Source organism: Streptomyces sp. NBC_00045 (assembly GCF_045041095.1).
Lineage (GTDB): Bacteria > Actinomycetota > Actinomycetes > Streptomycetales > Streptomycetaceae > Streptomyces.
Genome location: NZ_CP108271.1, coordinates 7,503,884 through 7,524,560 on the forward strand (window position 1 = coordinate 7,503,884; position 20,677 = coordinate 7,524,560).

General features: G+C 72.9%; 18 protein-coding genes and 1 pseudogene. 10 read left to right on the top strand and 9 right to left on the bottom strand.

Annotated features, from left to right (window positions below; genetic code table 11):
- Positions 1-50 precede the first annotated feature (50 nt).
- From OHA65_RS34655 to OHA65_RS34670, 4 genes are all read left to right on the top strand, one after another.
- Positions 51-710 (top strand): XRE family transcriptional regulator, encoded by a 660-nt coding sequence (locus OHA65_RS34655; protein ID WP_327280080.1) that lies wholly within the window; start codon positions 51-53, stop codon positions 708-710.
- A gap of 75 nt (positions 711-785) precedes the next feature.
- Positions 786-908 carry a DUF6126 family protein gene (locus OHA65_RS34660; RefSeq protein WP_054221626.1) on the top strand — a complete coding sequence of 41 codons (123 nt, stop codon included), beginning with the start codon at positions 786-788 and terminating at the stop codon, positions 906-908.
- 57 nt (positions 909-965) lie between these two features.
- Complete coding sequence (locus tag OHA65_RS34665) at positions 966-2,048, top strand: dihydrodipicolinate reductase (protein WP_327280082.1); 1,083 nt, start codon at positions 966-968, stop codon at positions 2,046-2,048.
- The gene (locus OHA65_RS34670; protein ID WP_030296442.1) at positions 2,045-2,524 is read left to right on the top strand and encodes a carboxymuconolactone decarboxylase family protein; all 480 of its coding nucleotides are present in this window, start codon (positions 2,045-2,047) and stop codon (positions 2,522-2,524) included. The genes OHA65_RS34665 and OHA65_RS34670 overlap by 4 nt, the downstream gene beginning before the upstream one ends.
- Positions 2,525-2,596: 72 nt before the next feature.
- On the opposite strand, the gene OHA65_RS34675 is transcribed toward OHA65_RS34670, so the two are convergent.
- The 3 genes and pseudogenes from OHA65_RS34675 to OHA65_RS34685 all read right to left on the bottom strand — a co-directional run bounded on the left by OHA65_RS34675 (position 2,597) and on the right by OHA65_RS34685 (position 6,486).
- Positions 2,597-4,252, bottom strand: a complete 1,656-nt coding sequence (locus OHA65_RS34675; RefSeq protein WP_405758380.1) for a GMC oxidoreductase — start codon at positions 4,250-4,252, stop codon at positions 2,597-2,599.
- A 91-nt stretch (positions 4,253-4,343) separates the two neighbouring features.
- A pseudogene (locus OHA65_RS34680) lies at positions 4,344-4,955 on the bottom strand (DUF6629 family protein); the annotation flags it as partial.
- Between the two features lie 25 nt (positions 4,956-4,980).
- Complete coding sequence (locus OHA65_RS34685) at positions 4,981-6,486, bottom strand: MFS transporter (RefSeq protein ID WP_328764636.1); 1,506 nt, start codon at positions 6,484-6,486, stop codon at positions 4,981-4,983.
- Positions 6,487-6,650: 164 nt separating this feature from the next.
- Between OHA65_RS34685 and OHA65_RS34690 the strand changes: the two genes are divergently transcribed.
- A complete protein-coding gene (locus OHA65_RS34690) occupies positions 6,651-10,214 on the top strand; it encodes a S8 family serine peptidase (protein WP_405763210.1) in 3,564 nt (1,187 codons plus the stop codon).
- A gap of 63 nt (positions 10,215-10,277) precedes the next feature.
- On the opposite strand, the gene OHA65_RS34695 is transcribed toward OHA65_RS34690, so the two are convergent.
- Positions 10,278-11,009 (bottom strand): ATP-grasp domain-containing protein, encoded by a 732-nt coding sequence (locus OHA65_RS34695; RefSeq protein WP_327280088.1) that lies wholly within the window; start codon positions 11,007-11,009, stop codon positions 10,278-10,280.
- 151 nt (positions 11,010-11,160) lie between these two features.
- Between OHA65_RS34695 and OHA65_RS34700 the strand changes: the two genes are divergently transcribed.
- From OHA65_RS34700 to OHA65_RS34715, 4 genes are all read left to right on the top strand, one after another.
- On the top strand, positions 11,161-12,033 hold the full coding sequence (locus OHA65_RS34700) for a hypothetical protein (RefSeq protein ID WP_327280089.1): 873 nt from the start codon (positions 11,161-11,163) through the stop codon (positions 12,031-12,033).
- 134 nt (positions 12,034-12,167) lie between these two features.
- Complete coding sequence (locus OHA65_RS34705; protein WP_327280090.1) at positions 12,168-13,421, top strand: cytochrome P450; 1,254 nt, start codon at positions 12,168-12,170, stop codon at positions 13,419-13,421.
- Positions 13,422-13,456: 35 nt separating this feature from the next.
- Entirely contained in the window at positions 13,457-14,275 is an 819-nt protein-coding gene (locus OHA65_RS34710) for a hypothetical protein (RefSeq protein WP_327280091.1), read from the top strand.
- Positions 14,272-14,505 carry a hypothetical protein gene (locus OHA65_RS34715; protein ID WP_327280092.1) on the top strand — a complete coding sequence of 78 codons (234 nt, stop codon included), beginning with the start codon at positions 14,272-14,274 and terminating at the stop codon, positions 14,503-14,505. The genes OHA65_RS34710 and OHA65_RS34715 overlap by 4 nt, the downstream gene beginning before the upstream one ends.
- On the opposite strand, the gene OHA65_RS34720 is transcribed toward OHA65_RS34715, so the two are convergent.
- Both OHA65_RS34720 and OHA65_RS34725 read right to left on the bottom strand, forming a co-directional pair.
- On the bottom strand, positions 14,491-15,888 hold the full coding sequence (locus OHA65_RS34720; RefSeq protein ID WP_405763214.1) for a gluconate:H+ symporter: 1,398 nt from the start codon (positions 15,886-15,888) through the stop codon (positions 14,491-14,493). The genes OHA65_RS34715 and OHA65_RS34720 overlap by 15 nt on opposite strands.
- Complete coding sequence (locus tag OHA65_RS34725; RefSeq protein ID WP_327280094.1) at positions 15,885-16,475, bottom strand: gluconokinase; 591 nt, start codon at positions 16,473-16,475, stop codon at positions 15,885-15,887. The genes OHA65_RS34720 and OHA65_RS34725 overlap by 4 nt, the downstream gene beginning before the upstream one ends.
- Before the next feature lie 115 nt (positions 16,476-16,590).
- On the opposite strand from OHA65_RS34725, the gene OHA65_RS34730 reads away from it, so the two are divergent.
- Positions 16,591-17,307 (top strand): FCD domain-containing protein, encoded by a 717-nt coding sequence (locus OHA65_RS34730; RefSeq protein WP_327280095.1) that lies wholly within the window; start codon positions 16,591-16,593, stop codon positions 17,305-17,307.
- 39 nt (positions 17,308-17,346) lie between these two features.
- Here the strand turns inward: OHA65_RS34730 and OHA65_RS34735 are convergent, their stop codons facing one another.
- The 3 genes from OHA65_RS34735 to OHA65_RS34745 form a co-directional block, all read right to left on the bottom strand.
- Positions 17,347-18,207, bottom strand: coding sequence for an NAD(P)-dependent oxidoreductase (locus OHA65_RS34735; RefSeq protein WP_328764642.1), 861 nt, complete (start codon positions 18,205-18,207; stop codon positions 17,347-17,349).
- 72 nt (positions 18,208-18,279) lie between these two features.
- Positions 18,280-18,666, bottom strand: coding sequence for a VOC family protein (locus OHA65_RS34740; protein ID WP_327280096.1), 387 nt, complete (start codon positions 18,664-18,666; stop codon positions 18,280-18,282).
- A 55-nt stretch (positions 18,667-18,721) separates the two neighbouring features.
- Complete coding sequence (locus OHA65_RS34745) at positions 18,722-20,623, bottom strand: ABC transporter ATP-binding protein (protein WP_327280097.1); 1,902 nt, start codon at positions 20,621-20,623, stop codon at positions 18,722-18,724.
- Between the last annotated feature and the right edge of the window lie 54 nt (positions 20,624-20,677).

Consider the following 20,677-nt stretch of genomic DNA (forward strand, 5'->3'; position numbering starts at 1 on the left):
CAGAGGCAAGGGAAATTGCCAGGCGGGCAGGATTCTGGCTCAATCGGGGCATGACATCCGGTCCTGCCCCCGGCACCGAAGGTCCCGACGAAGCGGTCGGCCCCGACGTCGGCGCCGAAGAACTGCCCTCCGTGGCACCGCAGCTGCGTGAGCTGCGGCGTCGCGCCGGGCTCACCCTGGAGGCCGCCGCCGCGCGGGCCCGGCTCTCGCCCGCGCACCTGTCCCGGCTGGAGACCGGGCGGCGCCAGCCCTCGCTGCCCCTGCTGCTCGGACTCGCCCGCACCTACGGTACGACGGTCTCGGAACTGCTCGGCGAGACCCCTGCCGTCGCCGATCCCATCGTACGGGCGGGCGGTCCGGGTGCCCGCGAGGCCGACGGGTGGACGTACTGGCAGGCTGGCGGCTCCGGCCGCGGCATGCAGGCGCTGCGCGTGCACGTGCCCCACGGCCGCAGCCAGGGCGAGCTGGTCCGCGTCCACCCCGGCGAGGAATGGCTGTACGTCCTCAAGGGGCGGCTGCGGCTGCACCTGGCCGAGGCCGAGTACCTGCTGGAGCCGGGGGACAGCGCGCACTTCGACTCCCTCACCCCGCACCGGATCGGCGCGGCCACCTCCGGCGGAGCCGACCTCTTGTTCGTCCACACCCTGCTGCAGAGCAGCCTCGCCGGACTGTGCCTCGGCGGCGGCGCCGGCGCGCCCGCACACCCCTAGGTCGCGTCGTCAAAGCCCCGTCTGACTGGCGGGCCCGCCGACGCTACATTGACGACACTCCCAAGGAGCCCCACCGTGAAGCTGCAGTCCAAGTTCCCGCGCGGTCTGATGATCCGGCTGATCGCCTACTTGTTCGTCGGCCACCTCTTCGCCTTCTTCGTCTACCTCCTCTTCGTTCTGGGCGGCCAGAACCAGTAACGAACGCCGGGTCCCGCGGCTCTGGAAACGTGCAGGTCCTGTCGCTACCCTCCGCGCATGATTTCCACGGTTGTCTGGGGTACCGGCAACGTCGGCCGTTTGGCCATCCGTGCCGTAGAGGCCCATCCGGCGCTGAAACTGGCCGCCGTCATCGTCCACCATCCCGACAAGATCGGCCGCGACGCGGGCCGGCTCGGTGAGCTCGACCACGACACCGGGGTCGTCGCCACCGACGACATCGAGGCGGTCCTCGCCGCCGGGCCGCAGGCCGTCGTCTACGCGGCCTCCGGCGACACCCGCCCCGACGACGCGCTCGCCGACATCACCCGGGCCATCCGGGCCGGCGCGGTCGTCGTCAGCCCCGCCCTCTACCCGCTCTACGACCACCGCAACGCCCCGCCCGAGTTCCGCGACCCGGTGGCGGCTGCCGTCGCAGAGGGTGGCGGCTCGCTGTTCGCCTCCGGCGTCGACCCCGGCTGGGGCAACGACGTGCTCCCGCTCCTGCTCAGCGGACTCGGTACCACCATCGACGCCATCCGCTGCCAGGAGATATTCGACTACTCCACCTACGACCAGCCGGATTCCGTCCGCTACCTCGTCGGCATGGGCCAGCCCATGGAGTTCGAGCCGATGATGCTCATGCCGTCCGTCCCGACCATGGTGTGGGGCGGGCAGATCCGGATGATGGCCCGGGCGCTGGGCGTCCAACTCGACGAGATCCGCGAGACCGTGGACCGCCGCGCCCTCGACGCCACCGTGACCACCCGGACGATGGGCGAGTTCGCGGCCGGAACCCAGGGCGCCATCCGCTTCGAGGTGCAGGGCATCGTCGACGGCGAACCCCGCATCGTCATCGAGCACGTCACCCGCATCCACGCCTCCTGCGCCCCCGACTGGCCGTCGCCCCCCGACGGCGGCGACGGCGCCCACCGGGTGATCATCGAGGGCCGCCCGCACATCGAGGTCACCATCGAGGCCACCGACGAGGGCGACAACCGCTCGGCGGGCGGCAACGCCACCGCCGTCGGCCGCCTGGTCGGCGCCATCGACTGGCTGGTGGAGGCCGAACCGGGCCTCTACGACGCCCTCGACATCCCCCTGCGTCCCGCCGTCGGCAAGCTCGGAAGGAAGAAGCCATGAGGATCGACATACCCGAAGGCCAGCACCCGATCGAGTACGTGTGGGGCGACATGGTCCCCGGGATCGGGATGGCCGCCGCGAACTTCTCCCTGTCGGTGTACGCCCACACCACCCTGGGGTTGCGCGAGTTCGAGGCCGCCCGGCTGCGCGTCGCGCAGATCAACGGGTGCGTGTTCTGCCTCGACTGGCGGACCGAGCGCGACGGGGAGAAGGTCGAGGAGGAGTTCTCCGACGCCGTCACCGAGTGGCGCACCACGGACCGTTTTGACGAACGGACCCGGCTGGCCGCGGAGTACGCGGAGCGCTACACGCTCGACCACCACAACCTCGACGAGGAGTTCTGGGAGCGGATGACCGCGCACTACAGCCAGCTGGAGATCGTGGAGCTGACGATGAGCATCGGGTCCTGGCTGGCGTTCGGCCGGCTCAACCACGTGCTCGGCCTCGACAGCGTGTGCGTGCTTCCGGGCCACTGACGAGGCGGGGGACGGCAACGGTTCCGGGGCCGGCCGGTGTGTCCGACGGCCCCGGGTCTGCGTGGGGATCGCCTAGAGGTCGGTGGCGATGATCTTCTCGATGTTGCGTTCGGCGAGCGCCGTGATGGTGACGAACGGGTTGACGCTGGTGTTGCCGGGGATCAGCGCGCCGTCGATCACGTACAGGCCGGTGTAGCCGTGCAGGCGGCCGTAGTTGTCGGTGGCCTTGTTGAGTACCGCGCCGCCCAGCGGGTGGTAGGTGAGGTGGTCGCCCCAGATCTTGTTGGTGCCGAACAGGTCGGTCCGGTAGATCGTGCCCTCCTTGGAGTTGATCTTGTCGAAGATGCTCTTGGCCATGTCGATGGACGGCTGCTTCCATGCCGTCTGCCAGTTCAGCGCGACCGCACCCGACGCCGCGTCGTACGTGAACTCGGCGCGGTTCGGGTTCTTGGTGATCGACAGGTAGAAGGAGGCGTACGTCTCGATCCCGGTCGGCAGCGGCGCCACCTCGGCGAACGCCCCTCCCGCGTCCCAGTTGTCGATGCCGCCGCAGGGGATGGACGCCTGGACCTTGCCGGTCGGGTCCCACAGGTGGTTGGCCCGGCCGCACATGACGTTGCCGTTGTCGCCCCAGCCCTTGCCGACCTCGCCGTTCAGGGCGGGCAGTTTGCCGGTGGCCTTGAGCTTGACGAGCAGTTTGCTGGTGCCGATGCTGCCTGCCGCGAAGAACACCTTGTCGGCGACCACGGTCTTGGTGGCCGTGGTGTCGCCCGTGGTGTTGATCTGGTCGATGACGACGGTGTAGCCGCCGCCGGCCGCGGGGGAGACCGACGTGACCTTGTGCAGGGGGGAGATGGTGACCCTGCCGGTGGCCCTGGCCTGGGCGAGGTAGGTCTTCTGCAGCGACTTCTTGCCGTAGTTGTTGCCGTAGAGGATCTCTCCGGCGACCGCGGACTTGGTGGCGGTCCCGGCGGCCTCCTGCTTCATGTAGTCCCAGTCGTACACGTCGGGGACGAAGACGAAGGGGAAGCCGGAGCGCTGGGCGTGCTTGCGGCCGACGCGGGCGAACTGGTAGCAGTCGACCGTGTCGAACCAGGCCGGGTCGACCAGGCCTACCCCCAGCCCGGCGTTGGCCCGCGGGTAGTAGGTGGAGTACATCTCCTCGGCGTCCACCGACGGGAGGATGGCGCCGAAGTTTGCGCGCCTGGGCGTGACCGCCATACCGCCGTTGACCAGCGAACCGCCGCCGACGCCGCGGCCCTGGTAGACGATGATGCCACCCATCTCCTCGGCGTCCAGGATCCCGGTGTAGCGGGGGATGTCCCTGTCGATCGGGAAGCCGAGGAAGTTGCTCAGGGGCTGCTTGGTCTTGGTCCGCAGCCAGTAGGAGCGCTGGTCGGGGCTGGTCGTGTTGCAGAAGATCTTGCCGTCCGGGCCCGGGGTGTCCCAGGCCATGCCCATCTCGATCATGTGGACGTCGACTCCGGCCTGGGCCAGTCGCAGGGCGGCGACGGACCCTCCGTAGCCGGTGCCGATCACCAGCGCCGGAACGTGCGCGCCGTTGTCGATGGGGCCGGCGCCGGCCGCCACTGATGCCACGGCCTGCGCGTGGGCCGGGGTGATCTGACCGACGAGGGTCGCAGCCCCAATGATGGAACTCGTTCTAGCGATGAATCCACGACGCGAGATTCCCTTGGATTCGTTTCCGTGCAGGGTGTTGTCACCCATGTGACGTTCCTCACTCTCGGCAGAATGGGAACGAGTTCTACTGCCGGGCGCATGGGAAGTCACTACATACGTCAAGGTAACTTTCGGCCTGTCACGTCACAGGGGTGCCGGGTCCCGGGCGCCGGACCCACCCCAGCACCAGCAGGGACGCGACCGCCGCGAAGGCGCACCAGGTGGCGGCGAATTCCAGTCGCCACAGCGCTGAGCAGGGCAATGCCCCGGCACCGAGCACCAGGGCGAGCACGCGCAGCCGTCGGTCGCCGGACAGCAGGCGGGCGCCGAGCGTGGCGAAGAGGTAGCCCGCGAGGACGAGCGGCATCCACGGAACATTCACGCCGTAGCCGAGGAAGCGCCCCCGGATCCCGGCGACGGCCGGCCGCGTCGCGGGGCAGTACGAGAGCACCGCGGCGGTGGCGAGGCCGACGGCCGCCGGCGCCCGGAGCCGGCGCCGGTCCGCCGCGGCGGCCGCGAGCACGACCCCGAGCGGCACCCACACCGGCAACACCGGCAGGGCGATCACCACCCAGGCCGTGGTGGCCGGACCGCAGCCGACGCCCGCGCGCCACACGGCGGCCTCCACCAACTGGTGGACCCGGAGCAGCAGCGGAGGTGCGGCGACGGGCAGATCGCGGGCCCGCCGTACGCGTGCCACGCACACGATCCCGACGGCGGCGACGACCGTGCCGGCCGTCAGATCGGCCGTGGCGTTCCAGCACGTGGTGCGGCGGTCACGGCTCCGCCGTCCTCTTGGGTTCGAGCGGCGGAGAAGTCGTCGCGCAGTACGTGTGGCACTGCGGGTGGCACCCCGCCCCCGGCACGGGGGTGCGGACGGTCGCCCAGGCCACGGCGGCGCCCACCACCAGGAGCCCCGCGCACCACAGCATGGCCCGTCCGAAAGCGGCGTCGAACTCGGGCGCCGAGCGGTACGCCTCCGGCCCCATACCGGCCAGCAGGGGCAGTGCCGCCACCGCCAGCAGGCCGGCCGCCCGCGCGGCCGCGTTGTTGATGCCGCTGGCCAGGCCCGCACGGCCGGGGTCCACCGAGGACAGCACGGTGGCGGTCAGCGGCGCCACCAGGGCCACCATGCCCATGCCCATCACGACCAGCGCCGGCAGCACGTCCCGTACGTACGAGGCGTCCGGACCCACCCGCAGCATCAGCACCATGCCGGTCGCGCACAGCAGCGGTCCCACCGTGAGCGGGATCCGCGGCCCGATCCGTTCCCCGAGTGCCCCTGACCGGGCCGACAGCAGCAGCATCAGAGCGGTAGTCGGCAGCAGTGCGGCGCCGGCGGCCAGTGCCGAGTAGCCGGAGACCACTTGGAGCTGGAGCACGACGAGGAAGAAGAACCCGCCGAAGGCCGCGTACACGAACAGGGTGACCAGGTTGACGGCGGTGAACTGCCGGGAGGCGAAGATGTCGGGCGGCACCATCGGATCGGGCCGGTGCCGCTCGGCGTACACGAACGCGACGGCCAGCAGCACGCTCCCGACCGCCGAGGCGATCACCAGCGGAGCCCCGGACCGGGCCTCGATCAGGGCGTACGTCAGCAGGGCGAGGGCCGCGGCTCCCAGGAAGGCGCCGAGCACGTCGAACCGTCCGTGCGCCTGCGGGTCGCGCGATTCCGGGACGTGCCGCAGGGCGACGGGCGCGCAGACCGCTGCCACGGGCACGTTCAGCAGGAACACCCAGCGCCAGCCGGGCCCGTCCACCAGCCAGCCGCCGAGGAACGGCCCCACGGCCGCGCCCACACCGCCGAACCCCGACCACAGCCCGACGGCCCGGGCCCGGTCCCCGGCCGCGATCGAGCCCTGGATCAGCGCGAGCGACCCCGGCGTCAGCAGTGCGCCGCCGACGCCCTGGAGGGCCCGCGCGGCGATCAGGACCCCCGCGTTCGGCGCGATCCCGCACAGCAGTGAGGCGGCCGCGAACCACACCACCCCGAGGACGAAGATCCGGCGCCGCCCGTACCGGTCGCCGAGCGCCCCGCCGACCAGGATCAATCCGGCCAGGGTGACCAGGTAGGCGTTGGCCGTCCACTGGAGCACGGCCATGTCGGCGCCGAGGTCCACCCCGATGGTGGGGAGGGCGACGTTGACGACGGTCGAGTCGAGCAGGGCCATGCTCGACCCGAGCACGGTGGCGAACACGATCCACCGGCCCCGGGCGGACGCGAGTGCGACACCGGGTCCGGCCGGAACGTTCGCCGTCGCTCCCGGCGCTGGATCGTTCATGCCTTCAGGCTGGCCCGCCCGGCCGGGAAGGGCCACCCAGACGCGGCAGAATACGGCGCATTAGGCCCTCTTGTAATGAGCATGACCTCTCCTTCACCATGACCGCGCACGTCACGCACGCCCTTCCCGCCCAACCTGCACACGGCGTCCGAGGAGGACCACACGTGGCCCAACGCAACAGGCGACGATCCTTACGCGCGGCGCTCGCCGCTCTCACCGCGGCCCTGCTCCTGCCCGTCGGCGCGGGGGTCGCAGCGGCGGCGCCGGACCCCGGCCCCACGCCCACGGCGGCCGAGCGCAAGATCGAGCCGAAGCTCCGCGCCCAGCTCGACGACTCCGCCAAGACCGTCTTCTGGGTCTACCTGGACAGCGCCGCCGACCTCGCGGCGGCGGGCCGGCAGAAGACCCGCACGGCCAAGGCAGAAACGGTTCTGCGCGCCAAGCGGGAACACGCCGCGCGCAGCCAGGCCGAGGTGCTCAAGGCCCTGGACGGCGCCAAGGCCGAGTACACCTCGTACTGGATCGTGAACGCGGTCCGCGTCGTCGGCAGTCAGAAGCTCGCCGGCACCCTCGCCCAGCGCCCCGAGGTCTCCCGGATCGACGCCGACGACAAGGTCACCCTCCCCGAGCCCGCCGAGGGCAAGCGGGAGAAGGCCGGCGCCGACGCCGTCGAATGGAACATCGACAGCATCAAGGCCCCGCAGGTCTGGGAACAGCTCGGCGTGCGCGGCGAGGGCATCGTCGTCGCCAACATCGACAGCGGCGTCGACTACACCCACCCGGCCGTGAACGGCCAGTACCGCGGCAAGAACGCCGACGGATCGTACGACCACAACTACAACTGGTTCGATCCGGCCGGCGTCTGCCCCACCGCGGCCCCCTGCGACAACAACGACCACGGCACCCACACCATGGGCACCATGGTCGGCGACGACGGCGGCGCCAACAAGATCGGCGTGGCGCCCGGCGCGAAATGGATCGCGGCCAAGGGCTGCGAGACCAACTCCTGCTCCGAGGCCTCCCTCCTCGCCGCCGGCCAGTGGATCGTCGCCCCGACCGACCTGAACGGCCAGAACCCGCGCCCCGACCTCGCCCCGCACGTCGTCAACAACTCCTGGGGCAGCGCGACGCACGACGACTGGTACCAGCAGATCGTCGACACCTGGCGCGCCGCGGGCATCTTTCCCGCCTTCTCCAACGGGAACTCCGGCCCGGGCTGCGCCACCAGCGGCTCACCCGGCGACTACGCGAGCTCCTACAGCTCCGGCGCCTTCGACATCAACGGCGCGATCGCGTCGTTCTCCTCGCGCGGCGCGGGCCCCGGCGGCATCATCAAGCCGAACATCGCGGCCCCCGGCGTGAACGTCCGCTCCTCCGTCCCCGGCGGCGGGTACGAGGCCTTCTCCGGCACCTCCATGGCCTCACCGCACACCGCGGCCACCGTGGCGCTGCTCTGGTCCGCCGCACCCGCCCTCGAAGGCGACGTCGCGCAGACCGAGCAGCTGCTGAACGGCAGCGCCCAGGACACGGACAACGGCCAGTGCGGCGGCAACGCCGCCGACAACAACGTGTTCGGCGAAGGCAAGCTCGACGCGTTCGCCGCCGCCTCGGCCGCCCCGCGCGGCGCCATCGGCGCCGTCTCCGGCACCGTCCGCTCCGGCGGCGCCCCGGTCGCCGGAGCCAAGGTCACCGCCACCGGACCCATCGGCCGTACCACGACCACCGCGGCCGACGGCACCTACACCTTCCGCTCCCTGTCGGTCGGCGCCTACACGCTGACGGCCGCCAAGTTCGGCTACGGCCAGGAGACCGCGACGGCGACCGTCACCGAGAACGCCACCGCCACCGGCGACTTCAGCCTCACGCAGGCCCCCACCGGCAAGCTCACCGGCACCGTCACCTCCGCCGCCGGACCCGCCGCGGGCGCCACCGTCACCGTCACGGACACCCCGGTGACCGCGACCGCCGACGCGCAGGGCCGCTTCGAGGTCACCCTGCCGCACGGCACGTACGAGGTACGCGCCGCGCACTCCTCCCGGTGCGTCACCGGCGGCAGCGCCCGGGCCACCGTCGCCGGCGACGCCACGGTGTCGGTCAGCCTGCCCGAGCGCACGGACGGCTACGGCTACGCCTGCTCCACCGCGGGCAGCCGCCCGTACGCGGCGGGGGACCGGCAGCTCGCGCTGAGCGGCGACAACACCACCGAGCGCGTCGACCTCCCCTTCCCGGTCCCGCTGTACGGGAAGACGTACGGCCAGGCCTGGATCGGCACGAACGGCACGGTCAGCTTCGGCGGCAACAACACGGGTGACGTCAACGGGGACATCCCGAGCACGGCCACGCCCAACGCGGCCCTGTACCCGTTCTGGGACGACCTGGTCGTCGGGGCGGCGGGCAGCGGTTCGGGCGTCTTCACCGCCGTCACCGGCGCCGCCCCGCACCGGACGTACGTCATCGAGTGGCGCGACGTGGCCCACTGGTCGGCGCAGGGCGACAGGTTCTCGTTCTCGGCGGCGATCGGCGAGGACGGCACCGTCACGTACACGTACAAGGGGACGGGCGGCACCGGCATCAAGGGCGGCTCCACGGCCACCGTCGGCGTGGAGAACGCGGCCGGCACGGACGCCTTCAAGTACTCCTTCAACCAGGCGGTCATCACCGACGGCCTCGCCATCGCCTTCAAGACCACCAAGAGCGGCGTGGTCACCGGCCGCGTGCTGGACGCGAACGACGGCAACGGCATCGCGGGAGCCACGGTGACGGTCGGCACCGGCGACACGGCGGTGTCGGCGACCACCGCGGCGGACGGCGGGTACGTCGTCCAGAGCCCGTCCGGCTCGCGCGCGGTGTCCCTCACCGCCCCGGCGTACGAGTCCGCGGCGGCGACCGTCGACGTCAAGGCGGCCGACGTCACGACGGTCACGCAGGCCCTGCGCACGGGCCGGGTCACCGCCGCCAAGTCGGCGGTCGAGGTCGTCCTCCCCGCGGGCCAGAAGCGGACCCGCACCCTCGACCTCAGCAACCCGGGCCTCGGCACGGACTTCACGGTGGCCGAGGACGCGGCCTGGCTGACGGCCACCCCGGCGACGGGGAACCTGCCGACCGGCGGCAAGTCAGCGCTCACCCTGGCCGTGGACACGTCCGGCCTGGCCGCCGGGACGGTCCTGACGGCAGACCTGAAGATCACCTCGGCCAGCGGCCGGGCACCGGTGCTCACCGTGCCGGTCAAGGTCGTGGTCCCGCGCTACCAGGTCGCCCTGGACGCGGGTTCCGACTCCACGAGCACGGACACCCTCGGGGACGGCTGGTCCCCGGACCGCAAGTACACCGCCGGCTCGTACGGGTACCAGGGCAGCTCCTCGGTGCACTCCACCGGCCGCACCATCGCCGGCACCGCCGAGCAGCGGCTGCTGCGCAACGCCCGTGAAGGCATGTACGAGTACCGCTTCGACAACGTCCCGAACGGCACCTACACCGTGGAGCTCGGCTTCGCGGAGCTGTCCTCGACCAAGCCGAACAAGCGCGTGTTCGACGTCCTCGCCGAGGGGACGCAGGTGCTGCCCTCGCTGGACATCTCGTTGGAGGCGGGCACGTACACGGCCCTGACCAAGACGTACACGGTCACGGTCACGGACGGCGCGCTCAACGTCCGCTTCGTCGCGCACGGGGGCTACGGCAAACCGCTGCTGAACTCCCTGCGGGTGACCGACCGGCCCGACAAGAGCTAGCGGGGCCGCTCAGGGCGGGCAACGGGGGGCGGGGCGCCGCGGGGCGTCCCGCCCCTGCGCACGTCAGCGCAGAAAGCCCTTGTCGCGGTCGGCGACGGAGTCCAGGGGGGCGGCGGCGCGCAGGACGACGTCGAGGGCGCGCTGCGGATCGCACACGTACGTACCGCTGGCCCAGGCGGCGTTGGCCTCGATCACCGACCAGCGGCCCTCCGAGACACCGACGTCGACGACGATCGCGGACGGGAGGGTCGCGAACGGCAGCCGCTCGGCGAAGGCCACCGCCTCGCGCACCGCCGGGCCCAGGCTCAGGCGGCCGTCCGCGGCGTACCGGCTCGCGGTGTGCACGGCGCCGTCGAGGAGGTACGTCCGGTACTCGGCCGTGAAGCGGGCGACATCGCTGACCAGCACCTCGGTCTCCGGATCCACCGCGTCCGGGCCGGGGAGGCGCGAGCCGTCCGCGTACACCAGGGCCGGGATCGACTTGTCGTTCGGCGATTTCACGAAGACCGGCCGGCGCAGCGCGTAGGCCTCGCGGATCGGGACCAGCCTGACCTCCCTGCCGGTGAACTCCCGCGGCAGCCGCGCCAACCAGTGCGCCGGAGCCTCCAGCAGCCCGATCCCGAGCTGCGGCGCGACCGCGTCCGCGAACCCCGGACCGGCGTGCAGGTGCGCGGCGCGCAGCCCGTCGGGCACGGCGAAGGACTCCAGCCGTACGGTGCCCAGCCCGCGCGCGCGGGCGGCGTCCCGGATCCGGGCGGCGGAGTCGGTGACGCGGGGCGGCAGGATCAGGTTCACCCGGGAGACCCTGCCAGGCGTCCCGGCGGACGGCACGCGGATTTCCGGGCCGCGTCCGGCGGCTGGCATTCGGGTGGCCCGGCCCGAATCCGCACCGACTCGGGGCGCCGCACCGGGGAGCCGGGTCCGGCGGTGGCTAGCGTGGGGAACCATGACGCTCCAGAGCGCCCGGGCCACCGGACCCGAGCCGGCCGAACCGCCCGAAGCAACAGCCGGGACGCCCACGCCCGCCGTACGCGGTGCCCCCGCCGAAGCGGAGCCGCCCGACTGGGCTGACCGCGCCGACGGGTCCGGGGTGGCCGGTGCGGCCGAAGTGGCCGAAGTGGCCGGTCGGGTTCGGGGGGTGGTGCAAGCGGCGGACGCCGGGGCCGTGTGGGGCGTCGGGGGGCCGGACGGGCTCCATGGCGGGTCGGCGGCCGACGGCCCGGACCTCGACGTCGGCGGGCTGATCCCCGTCCTCGCCCTGTGGCCCGTGATCGGGAGCCTCGTCGCCGAAGACGCGCTGCGGTTGCACACCCCGATCGCGGCGTACGGGGCGGAAGCCGCCGCGGACAGCCCGGCCGGAACCACCACGCACCACTTGCTCAGCCACTCCACCGGCCCCGCGGCCCACACCGCGCTCATCGGCCTTGCCGAGCACCTCACCGGCAGCACCCTCGCCGACCTCGCCGCCACCCGCATCTGGCACCCCCTCGGCATGACCGGAACCCGCTTCGCCGACGGCACCCTGCGGGCGCCCCTCGCCGACCTCGTCCGCTTCCTGAGTCACCTCCTCTCCCCGACGGACCGTCCCCCGACCCGCGCCTGGATCACCGAGTCCCTCCGCATCCGCACCGGCGAACTGACCCCCGCCCGCGGCCTCCTGTGGCAGCCGGGCCCGTACGGCACCTGGTCCTGCGGCGAAGCCCCGACGGTCTGGGTCTCACCCCGCCTCGACCGCTGGGCGACCCTCCTCCCCACCCTCCCGCCGGGCCCCCTCCGACCGGCCTTCCGCGAAGCGGCCTTCGGGCCGGCCCCCTCCTGACGCGCCCGGGACCGCCCCGGTCGCAGGCGCGGGTCCACCCGGGCAGTACTCGGGGCGCGGTCCCCGCGAGGCCGACGTACGGTGAGGTCGATGTCACCGACCGTTGGTTTCCGGCTGGGCGCGGAGGTACACGGATGCGCACGCTCCAAGAGGCCGCGCCGCCGGAGGACCTCGCCGCCCGGGCCCGTGGTCCGGCGGCCCGATCCCAGGGAGGCGGTGCCTGCATGACCGGTCCCGGTACGACCCAGTCGGCCGTCTCGCGCGGGCAGCAGGTACGGGCCGGGCGCACGGCCGGCCGCGCCCTCCCGCTGTTCGTCCGCGGCCGTGGCTCCGGCGGCGCCCGCCCGGTGTACTCCGCCGACGAGCTGCGCACCCTGCGGGCCCGCCACGACGGGGCGCCCGTCCTCGTACGGGGCCTGTCCGGCCCCGTGCTCGTCCTGCTCGACCGGCGGGAACTGCGGCAGTTCTACGACGCCGATCCGCGGGACGTCGTCACACCGCCCACGCCCGCGTCCGGGAGCACGGGCGCAGGCGGAATCCCTTCCTGCGCCACCGTGCGCGCCGTCATCGCCGAGGAGGCCCGACACCTGACCGCCGCCACCACCCTCGACCTGGCCCGCGTCCGGCACACCGCGGCCCGCGCCGCCCGGCGGATCGTGCTCGGCGACGGCGCGGCCGCTCGCGCAGACGAGCGATTCACCGGACTGCTCGGCCGGTTCCGCCGCGGCGGGGACCGCCCCGGGGCGGCCGACGGGCACACCCTGCTCGGCCGGACGACGGCCTCCCACGCCTCCCACGCCGACCGAGCCGCCCACACCGACTACGAAGACCGGGCCCTGCGGGCCATGGACTGCGTCCCCGCGACGCTGCTGCGCACCCTGCTCCTGATCGCCGCCCACCCCGCCGAACAGGACGCCGCGGCCGCCGAAGCCGCGGCGGCCGCCGGATCGCCGACCCCGGGGGAACTGCCCCGGCTGCGCGCCTGCGTACGCGAGTGCCTGCGCCTGTACCCGGCGGTGCCCGACCTGATCCGCGTCACCCGTACCGAGACGGTGTGGCGGGGCGTGCGCCACCCGGCCGGCACCACCGTCCTGCTGCCCGCCCACTTCCACCAGCGCGATCCTGAACACGTGCCCGCCGCGCACGTCTTCGTACCCGGCCGCTGGAAGACCCCCGGCGCGGACGAGGACATCCGGATGGCCCCGTTCGGCCACGGCCCGGACCGCTGCCCGGGCGACCGGCTGGGGCTGCTGATCACCACCGCGCTGTGCGCCGAGGTGCTGCGCCGCCGCCGCGTCACGGCCACCCGACCGGTCCTCGACCCGCCCGGACCGCTGCCCGTGGCACTGGATCCGCGCGGCATCCGGCTCGCCCTCGACCGCCGCTGACGCCACCCTCCCCACCGACCTCCCGCGAGGATTCCATGTCCGACGCCGCGACCTCCGCGCCCACCGACCCGGACGGCGAACTGCTCGACGCCCTGTGCCGCGAGCTCGCCGAGGCCGCCGACGCCGTCGGCGAAGCCGCCCGGCACGCCTCCGAACTGGCCCTCGGTACCCGACTTCCGGCCGCCGTCCTGGGCCGCCGCCGTGCCCGTTCCCGACACGGCTTGCGGACCCTGCTGCGCACCCTCACCGACCCGGCGGGCCTGGGCTGGGCCCCGCGCGGCCGCGGTGTGGCACGGGCCGGCTGGTTCGCCGGGATCCTCACCGGCCGGGAGAGCCTCGCGGTCAGCCTCGCCGTGTGCGGTCTCAAGGCCCGGATCCGGGTGGCAAGCGCGGAGCGTCCCGATCTGCTGGACGACCCGGACTGCGCGGAGATCCTGCGGGCCGTGGACGAGGACCGGCAGGGTGCGGCCGTGCGGGTGTTCCGCCGGCTGGTGCGGGACCGGGGCGCAGAGCGGGCGTTCGCGCTGCTGTCCCCCTCCTTCGCGGACCTGTTCGCCTGGAACGCCCTGACCGACACGAACCCGTTCAACGACCACGCCGGCTGGCAGGTGGCCACCGGCCGGGCGGTGCCCGCCCGGCCGCTGCTCGGGCTCGGCGCCGCCGTCCGGGCCTTCTGCGGCCGCGACCGGGACCGGAACAGGGATCCGGAACGGGATCGGGACCGGGACGGCGATCGCCGGCACGGGCGACACCGGGCCCCCGCCCCCGCCGGCCGGCACGAGGGCTGCGTCCACACGATCGGCCTCATCGGCACCGGCGGCATCCTCCTCGTCCAGCCCTGGCGCAGCCGGTGAGCCCGGCCACCCGGCTGCGGACCGGCCCGCCGGACCCGGCCGACGGCCTGCGCGGCCACTCCGCCGCCCTGCGCGACCACGCGCTGCGGCTGCGCGCGGCGGCCGAGGCGCTGGACTGGCAGGGCCCGCAGGCCGACGCGTTCCGCGCCGAGGTCGCCGCACTGGCCGACCGCTGCGCCACCGCCGCGAACGGTCTGGCCGTGGCCGCGGCGCAGCTAGAGGACGAGTGACAGCAGCAGGACGCAGCCGAGGCCGACCACCGAGATGATGGTCTCCATCACCGACCAGGTCTTGACCGTCTGTCCGACCGTCATCCCGAAGTACTCCTTGACCAGCCAGAACCCGGCGTCGTTGACGTGGCTGAAGAACAGCGAGCCGGACCCGACGGCCAGCACCAGCAGGGCCGTCTGCGTGGTCGACGTGCCGGCGGCGAGCGGAGCCACCAGGCCGGCCGCCGAGATCGTGGCGACCGTGGCCGAGCCCGTGGCCAGGCGGATGGCCACCGCGATCAGCCAGGCCAGCAGGAGGGCCGGGATCGACCAGTGCTCCGACAGGTCCAGGATCATCTGGCCGACGCCCGCATCGATCAGGGTCTGCTTGAATCCTCCGCCCGCCCCGACGATCAGCAGGATGCCCGCGATGGGTGCCAACGACTTCTCGACCGTCGTCGAGAGCCGCTCCTTGGTGAACCCGGCCGCCCGGCCGAGGGTGAACATGCCCACCAGTACCGCCGCGAGCAGGGCGATCAGCGGGGATCCCGCGACGTCCGTGACCCGCTGCAGGCCGTTCTTCGGGTCGTCGACAACGATGTCGACCAGTGCCTTGAGCAGCATCAGTGCCACGGGCAGCAGCACCGTGAACACCGTGGCCCCGAACCGCGGGCGGTGTTCGAGTTCCGCCGGGGGCCGCTGCGGGACCAGGTGCTCGGGTGCCGGGACGTCCACCCAGCGCGCCGCGTACCGGGAGAACAGCGGCCCGGCGATGACCACGGTCGGGATCGCCACCAGCACGCCGAGGGCGAGGGTGACGCCGAGGTCGGCGTGCAGCGCGTCGATGGCGACGAGCGGGCCGGGGTGCGGCGGGATCAGCCCGTGCATGACGGACAGGCCGGCCAGCGCCGGGATGCCGATCCGCATCAGCGAGTAGTTGCCGCGCTTGGCCACCAGCAGCACCACCGGGATCAGCAGCACGATGCCGACCTCGAAGAACAGCGGTAGTCCGATCACCGAAGCGATCAGCACCATGGCCCAGGGCATGGCCCGGCCCTCGGCCTTGGCGAGGATGGTGTCGACGATCTCGTCCGCGCCGCCCGAGTCCGCGAGGAGCCTGCCGAGGATCGCGCCGAGGGCGATCAGTACGCCGACCCCGGCGACGGTGGCGCCGAGACCGGCCGTGAAGCTGGTGATGGTCTTGTTTAGCGGGGCGCCCGCGAACACTCCGAGGGCGAGCGAGCCGAGCGTCAGCGCCAGGAAGGCGTGCAGCCTGAGGCGGGTGATGAGCAGGACGATGACGGCGATGCCCGCGAGGACGGCCACGCCCAGCCGGGCGTTCCCGGCCGAGGTGATCGGGGCGGGCGAGGCCGCTGCCAGTATCTCGACGCTGAGACCTGTCACGGTGGGGTTCCTCGGTTTTCTCGGGAGGGAGGGGCGGGCCGGCGGAAGCCGGGCAGCACGGACAGGGCCGCCAGGGCCCGTTCGGTGATTTCCTCGGGTGGTCCGGACACGTCGACGACGACGCCGCGTTCGTCCTGCCGGAGCGGCTCCAGCGTGGCGAACTGCGAATCCAGCAGGGCGGTCGGCATGAAATGGCCCGTGCGGGCCGCCATCCGACGCTCGATCAGCGGGCGTTCTCCGGTCAGGTGCACGAACACCACGTCGGGCGCGGCCTTGCGCAACCGGTCGCGGTAGGCGCGTTTGAGCGCCGACGCGGCCACCACGGCGCCCCGGCCCGCGGGCCGGTCGCGGATCCACGCGCCGATGGCGTCCAACCAGGGCCGCCGGTCGGCGTCGTCCAGGGGAATGCCGGCGGACATCTTGGCGATGTTGGCCGCCGGGTGGAACGCGTCGCCCTCCACGTACGGGAGGTCGAGCGCGTCCGCGAGCAGCCTGCCCGCGGTCGTCTTGCCCGTGCCGGCCACGCCCATCACCACCAGCACGCTCTGGGTGCCGCTCACGTCGTACCTCGCTGTCTTCGTCGACATCGGTTCGTGCGCCCTCACTGAAGCCCATTAAGTAGTACTTATTCAAGAGGTTGACGGTAAACGTCATATCTTTAGTGCGTCGCACCGGTCGAGCGGGTGACCGTACGCTTACGCCATGACCACTGAAGGCCAGGGACTTCACTCCCACGTGCTGGACACCCTCGGCCTGGCGATCACAGCGGGCGAGCACCCGCCAGGCAGCGTCCTGCGGACCGAGGAGATCGCCGAGCGCTTCGACGCTTCGCGCACCGTGGTCCGCGAGGCCGTCCGCGTCCTGGAGTCCATGCAGTTGGTCGAGTCCCGCCGCCGCGTCGGCGTCACCGTGCGCCCCGCCGAGGAGTGGAACGTCTACGATCCGCGCGTCATCCGCTGGCGCCTCGCCGGCACCGACCGCCCGCGCCAACTGCGCTCCCTGACCGTGCTGCGCTCCGCGATCGAGCCGGTCGCGGCCGGCCTCGCCGCAGCCCGGGCCACCCCCGACCAGTGCGCCGCGCTCACCGAGGCCGCCCTCGGCATGGTCCGCACCTCACGCGGCCACCAGCTCGACGGCTACCTGGAGCACGACGTCGCCTTCCACCGGATCGTGCTGAACGCCTCCGGCAACGAGATGTTCGCCCGCCTCGGGGACGTCGTCGCCGAGGTCCTGACCGGCCGTACGCAGCACGCCGTGATGTTCCACGACCCCGACCCGGCCGCCGTCACCCTGCACGTCCGGGTCGCCGAGGCCGTACGGGAGGGCGACGCGGCCCGCGCCGAGGCGCTGACCCGGCAGATCGCGGTGGGCGCCCTCCAGGAACTCGACGTCCTCGCTCCGGCGCCCGCCTCCCCGTGACGGACCCGGCGCCCGGCGACGCCGGGCGGCCACGAGCGGCTAGGGGGTCTCCTCGAAGCCCGCGAAGTAGGCGGCTGCCATGTCCTGTTCCGCGTGGCCGCGGGCCGCGGCGCGGTGGAGGCGGGCACGGGTGGCCCGGGCCAGGTCGACGGACACGCCCGCCCGGTCCGCCGCCTCCGCGATCAGGCCGGTGTCCTTCTCGGCGCCGTGCACGGTGAAGCTGGGGGCGAAGTCCCGCTCCAGGACGGCCTTCATCTTCGCCTGGAGGTACGGGTTGTCCATCGGGCCGCCGGTCAGGGCCTGCGCGAACAGCTCCGGATCCACCCCCAGCCCCTCCGCCAACGCGAGGGCCTCACCGACCGCCGCCGTCAGCGTGATCGCGTACCCGACCGTGGTCAGCTTCAGCCGGGTGGCGGCCCCCGCCTCGTCCCCGGCTCGCAGCGTCTTGCCGCCCACCGCGGCGAACACCGGTTCCAGCCGAGGATCCGCCGGTCCGGCGGTCAGTACCACCAACGTCCCGGCCTCGGCGGGCTGCCGGGTCCCCTGCACCGGGGCGTCCACGAACACCAGTCCGTGCTCGCGGGCGAAGCCGGCCAGCTCCTCCAGTGCGGCCACCCCGACCGTGCTCATCTGCGCCCACGCCTGGCCCGCGCGCAGCCCGGGAGCAGCGGCGGCCATCGCCTGCGCCACCGCCGCGCCGTCCGTCAACATGGTCAGCACCACGTCGGCCCCGGCGACCGCCTCGGCCGGGCTGTCCGCGACGACCGCGCCGTGCACGGCCAACGGTTCGGCCTTGTCCCGCGTCCGGTTCCACACCCGCAGCCCGAGCCCGGCCCGCAGCAGGTTCCGGGCCATGCCCGCCCCCATGATCCCGGTGCCCAGCAGCGCGACATTGGTCACGGTGTCACTTCCCTTCAGGAAACCTCCGGTTCGTCCAGTGTCGCCGCCGCGGAGCGCTCGCGTCCGCAGGTCTCAGTCATCGCTGGCGGACTTCTTCCGCGGCGTCGTCTGCTGGACGGCCCAGCCGTTGCCGTCGGGGTCGGAGAAGTAGACGAACGAGCCCCACGGCATGTCCTGGATCTCCGTCACCTCGATGCCCCGGGCGCGGAGGTCCTCGTACGCCTCCTCGATGTCGGTGACGACGACCTGCATGTTGTCCAGCGACCCCGGGGCCATCCGGGTGAGGCCCTTGCCCAGGGCGATCGAGCAGGCCGAGCCGGGCGGGGTCAGTTGCACGAAGCGGATGTCCTCGCTCACGGTGACGTCGTGATCGGCGTGGAAGCCGATCCGCTCGTAGAAGGCCTTGGCCCGGTCGACGTCGGTGACGGGGACGGCGACCAGCTCCAGCTTGATGTCCATCGGTGCTCCACGATCTCCACGGTCGGCAGCGGCCCCCGCACGGGGCCTCCCGGCATCATGCGCCAGCGGCCGGTACGCCGCTGCCCGGAGCGGCGTCCGCCGCGGCGAACTGGGTCCGGTACAGCTCCTCGTACCGGCCGCCGGCGGCCAGCAGCTCCGGGTGCGTTCCGCGCTCCACGATCCGGCCGTCCTCGACGACGAGGATCAGGTCGGCCGCCTGTACGGTCGACAGCCGGTGCGCGATCACCACCGCGGTCCGGCCGGAGAGGGCCTCGCCCAGGGCTTCCTGCACCGCCGCCTCCGAGGTGGAGTCCAGGTGCGCCGTGGCCTCGTCCAGGATCACCACCCGCTGCCGGGCCAGCAGCAGCCGCGCGATCGTCAACCGTTGCCGCTCACCGCCCGAGAGCCGGTAGCCGCGCTCGCCGACCACCGTGTCGAGCCCGTCGGGGAGCGAGGCGACCAACCCGTCCAGCCGCGCCCGGCGCAGGGCCTCCCAGATCTCCTCCTCGCCCGCCTCCGGCCGGGCCAGTAGCAGGTTGGACCGCACCGACTCGTGGAACAGGTGCCCGTCCTGGGTGACCATGCCGAGCGTGTCCCGGACGGAGTCGGCCGTGAGGTCCCGTACGTCGACCCCGCCGAGGCGGACGGCGCCCGCATCGACGTCGTACAGGCGCGGCAGCAGCTGCGCGATGGTCGACTTGCCGGCGCCGGACGAGCCGACCAGGGCGATCATCTGCCCCGGTTCGGCGCGGAACGACACCTCGTGCAGGACCTGCGTACCGCCGCGGGCGTCGAGGACCGCGACCTCCTCCAGCGAGGCGAGCGAGACCTTGTCGGGGGAGGGGTAGCCGAAGGAGACCCGGTCGAACTCCACGGCCACCGGCCCGTCCGGCACCCGCCCGGCGTCCGGCTTCTGGGCGATCAGCGGCTTCAGGTCGAGGATCTCGAAGACCCGCTCGAAGCTCACCAGGGCGCTCATCACCTCGACGCGGGCCCCGGCGAGCGCGGTCAGCGGCGCGTACAGCCGGGTCAGCAACAGGGCGAGGGCGACGACGTTCCCGGCGTCCAAGCTCCCGCGCAGAGCGTAGTGGCCGCCGAGCCCGTAGACGAGCGCGAGCGCGAGGGCCGAGACCAGGGTGAGCGCCGTGATGAACGCCGACTGGGCCATCGCCGAACGGATCCCGATGTCCCGGACACGCGCCGCCCGGGCCGCGAACTCCGCGGATTCGTCGGCGGGCCGGCCGAACAGTTTGACGAGGGTGGCGCCGGGGGCGGAGAAACGCTCCGTCATCTGTGTGCCCATCGCCGCGTTCAGTGTCGACGCCTCCCGCTGCATGGCGGCCATCCGCGTCCCCATCCGGCGGGCCGGCAGCACGAACACCGGCAGTAGGACGAGGGCCAGCAGTGTGATCTGCCAGGAGATGCCGAGCATCACGGCCAGCGTCAGCAGCAGGGTCACCGTATTGGCGACCACCCCGGACAGCGTGTTGCTGAACGCCCGTTGGGCACCGATCACATCGTTGTTGAGCCGGCTGACCAGGGCGCCGGTGCGGGTCCGGGTGAAGAAGGCCACCGGCATTCGCTGCACGTGGTCGAAGACGGCCGTCCGCAGGTCCAGGATCAGCCCCTCCCCGAGCGTCGCCGACAGCTTGCGGGTGAGCAGCCCGAGCCCCGCCTCCACGACGGCGATCACCGCGATCAGCAGGGCGAGCCGGGTGACCGTACCGCTGTCCCGGCCGTTCACGATGGCGGTGACCACCCGGCTCGCGAGGACCGGGGTGGCCACCGCGAGCAGCGCGCTCACCACGCTGAGCAGCAGGAACAGGGTGAGCCCGCGGCGGTGCGGGCGGGCGAACGAGGCGACCCGGCGCAGGCTCGCCCGGGAGAGCGGGCGCCGGTCCTGCTGGGCGTTCATCGCGCTGTGCAGCGATGTCCAGGCGGTAACTTCCATGTCCATGAGGGGAACGCTAGGACCTCAACCAATCTTGAGGTCAATGGAATGGCGGGATCG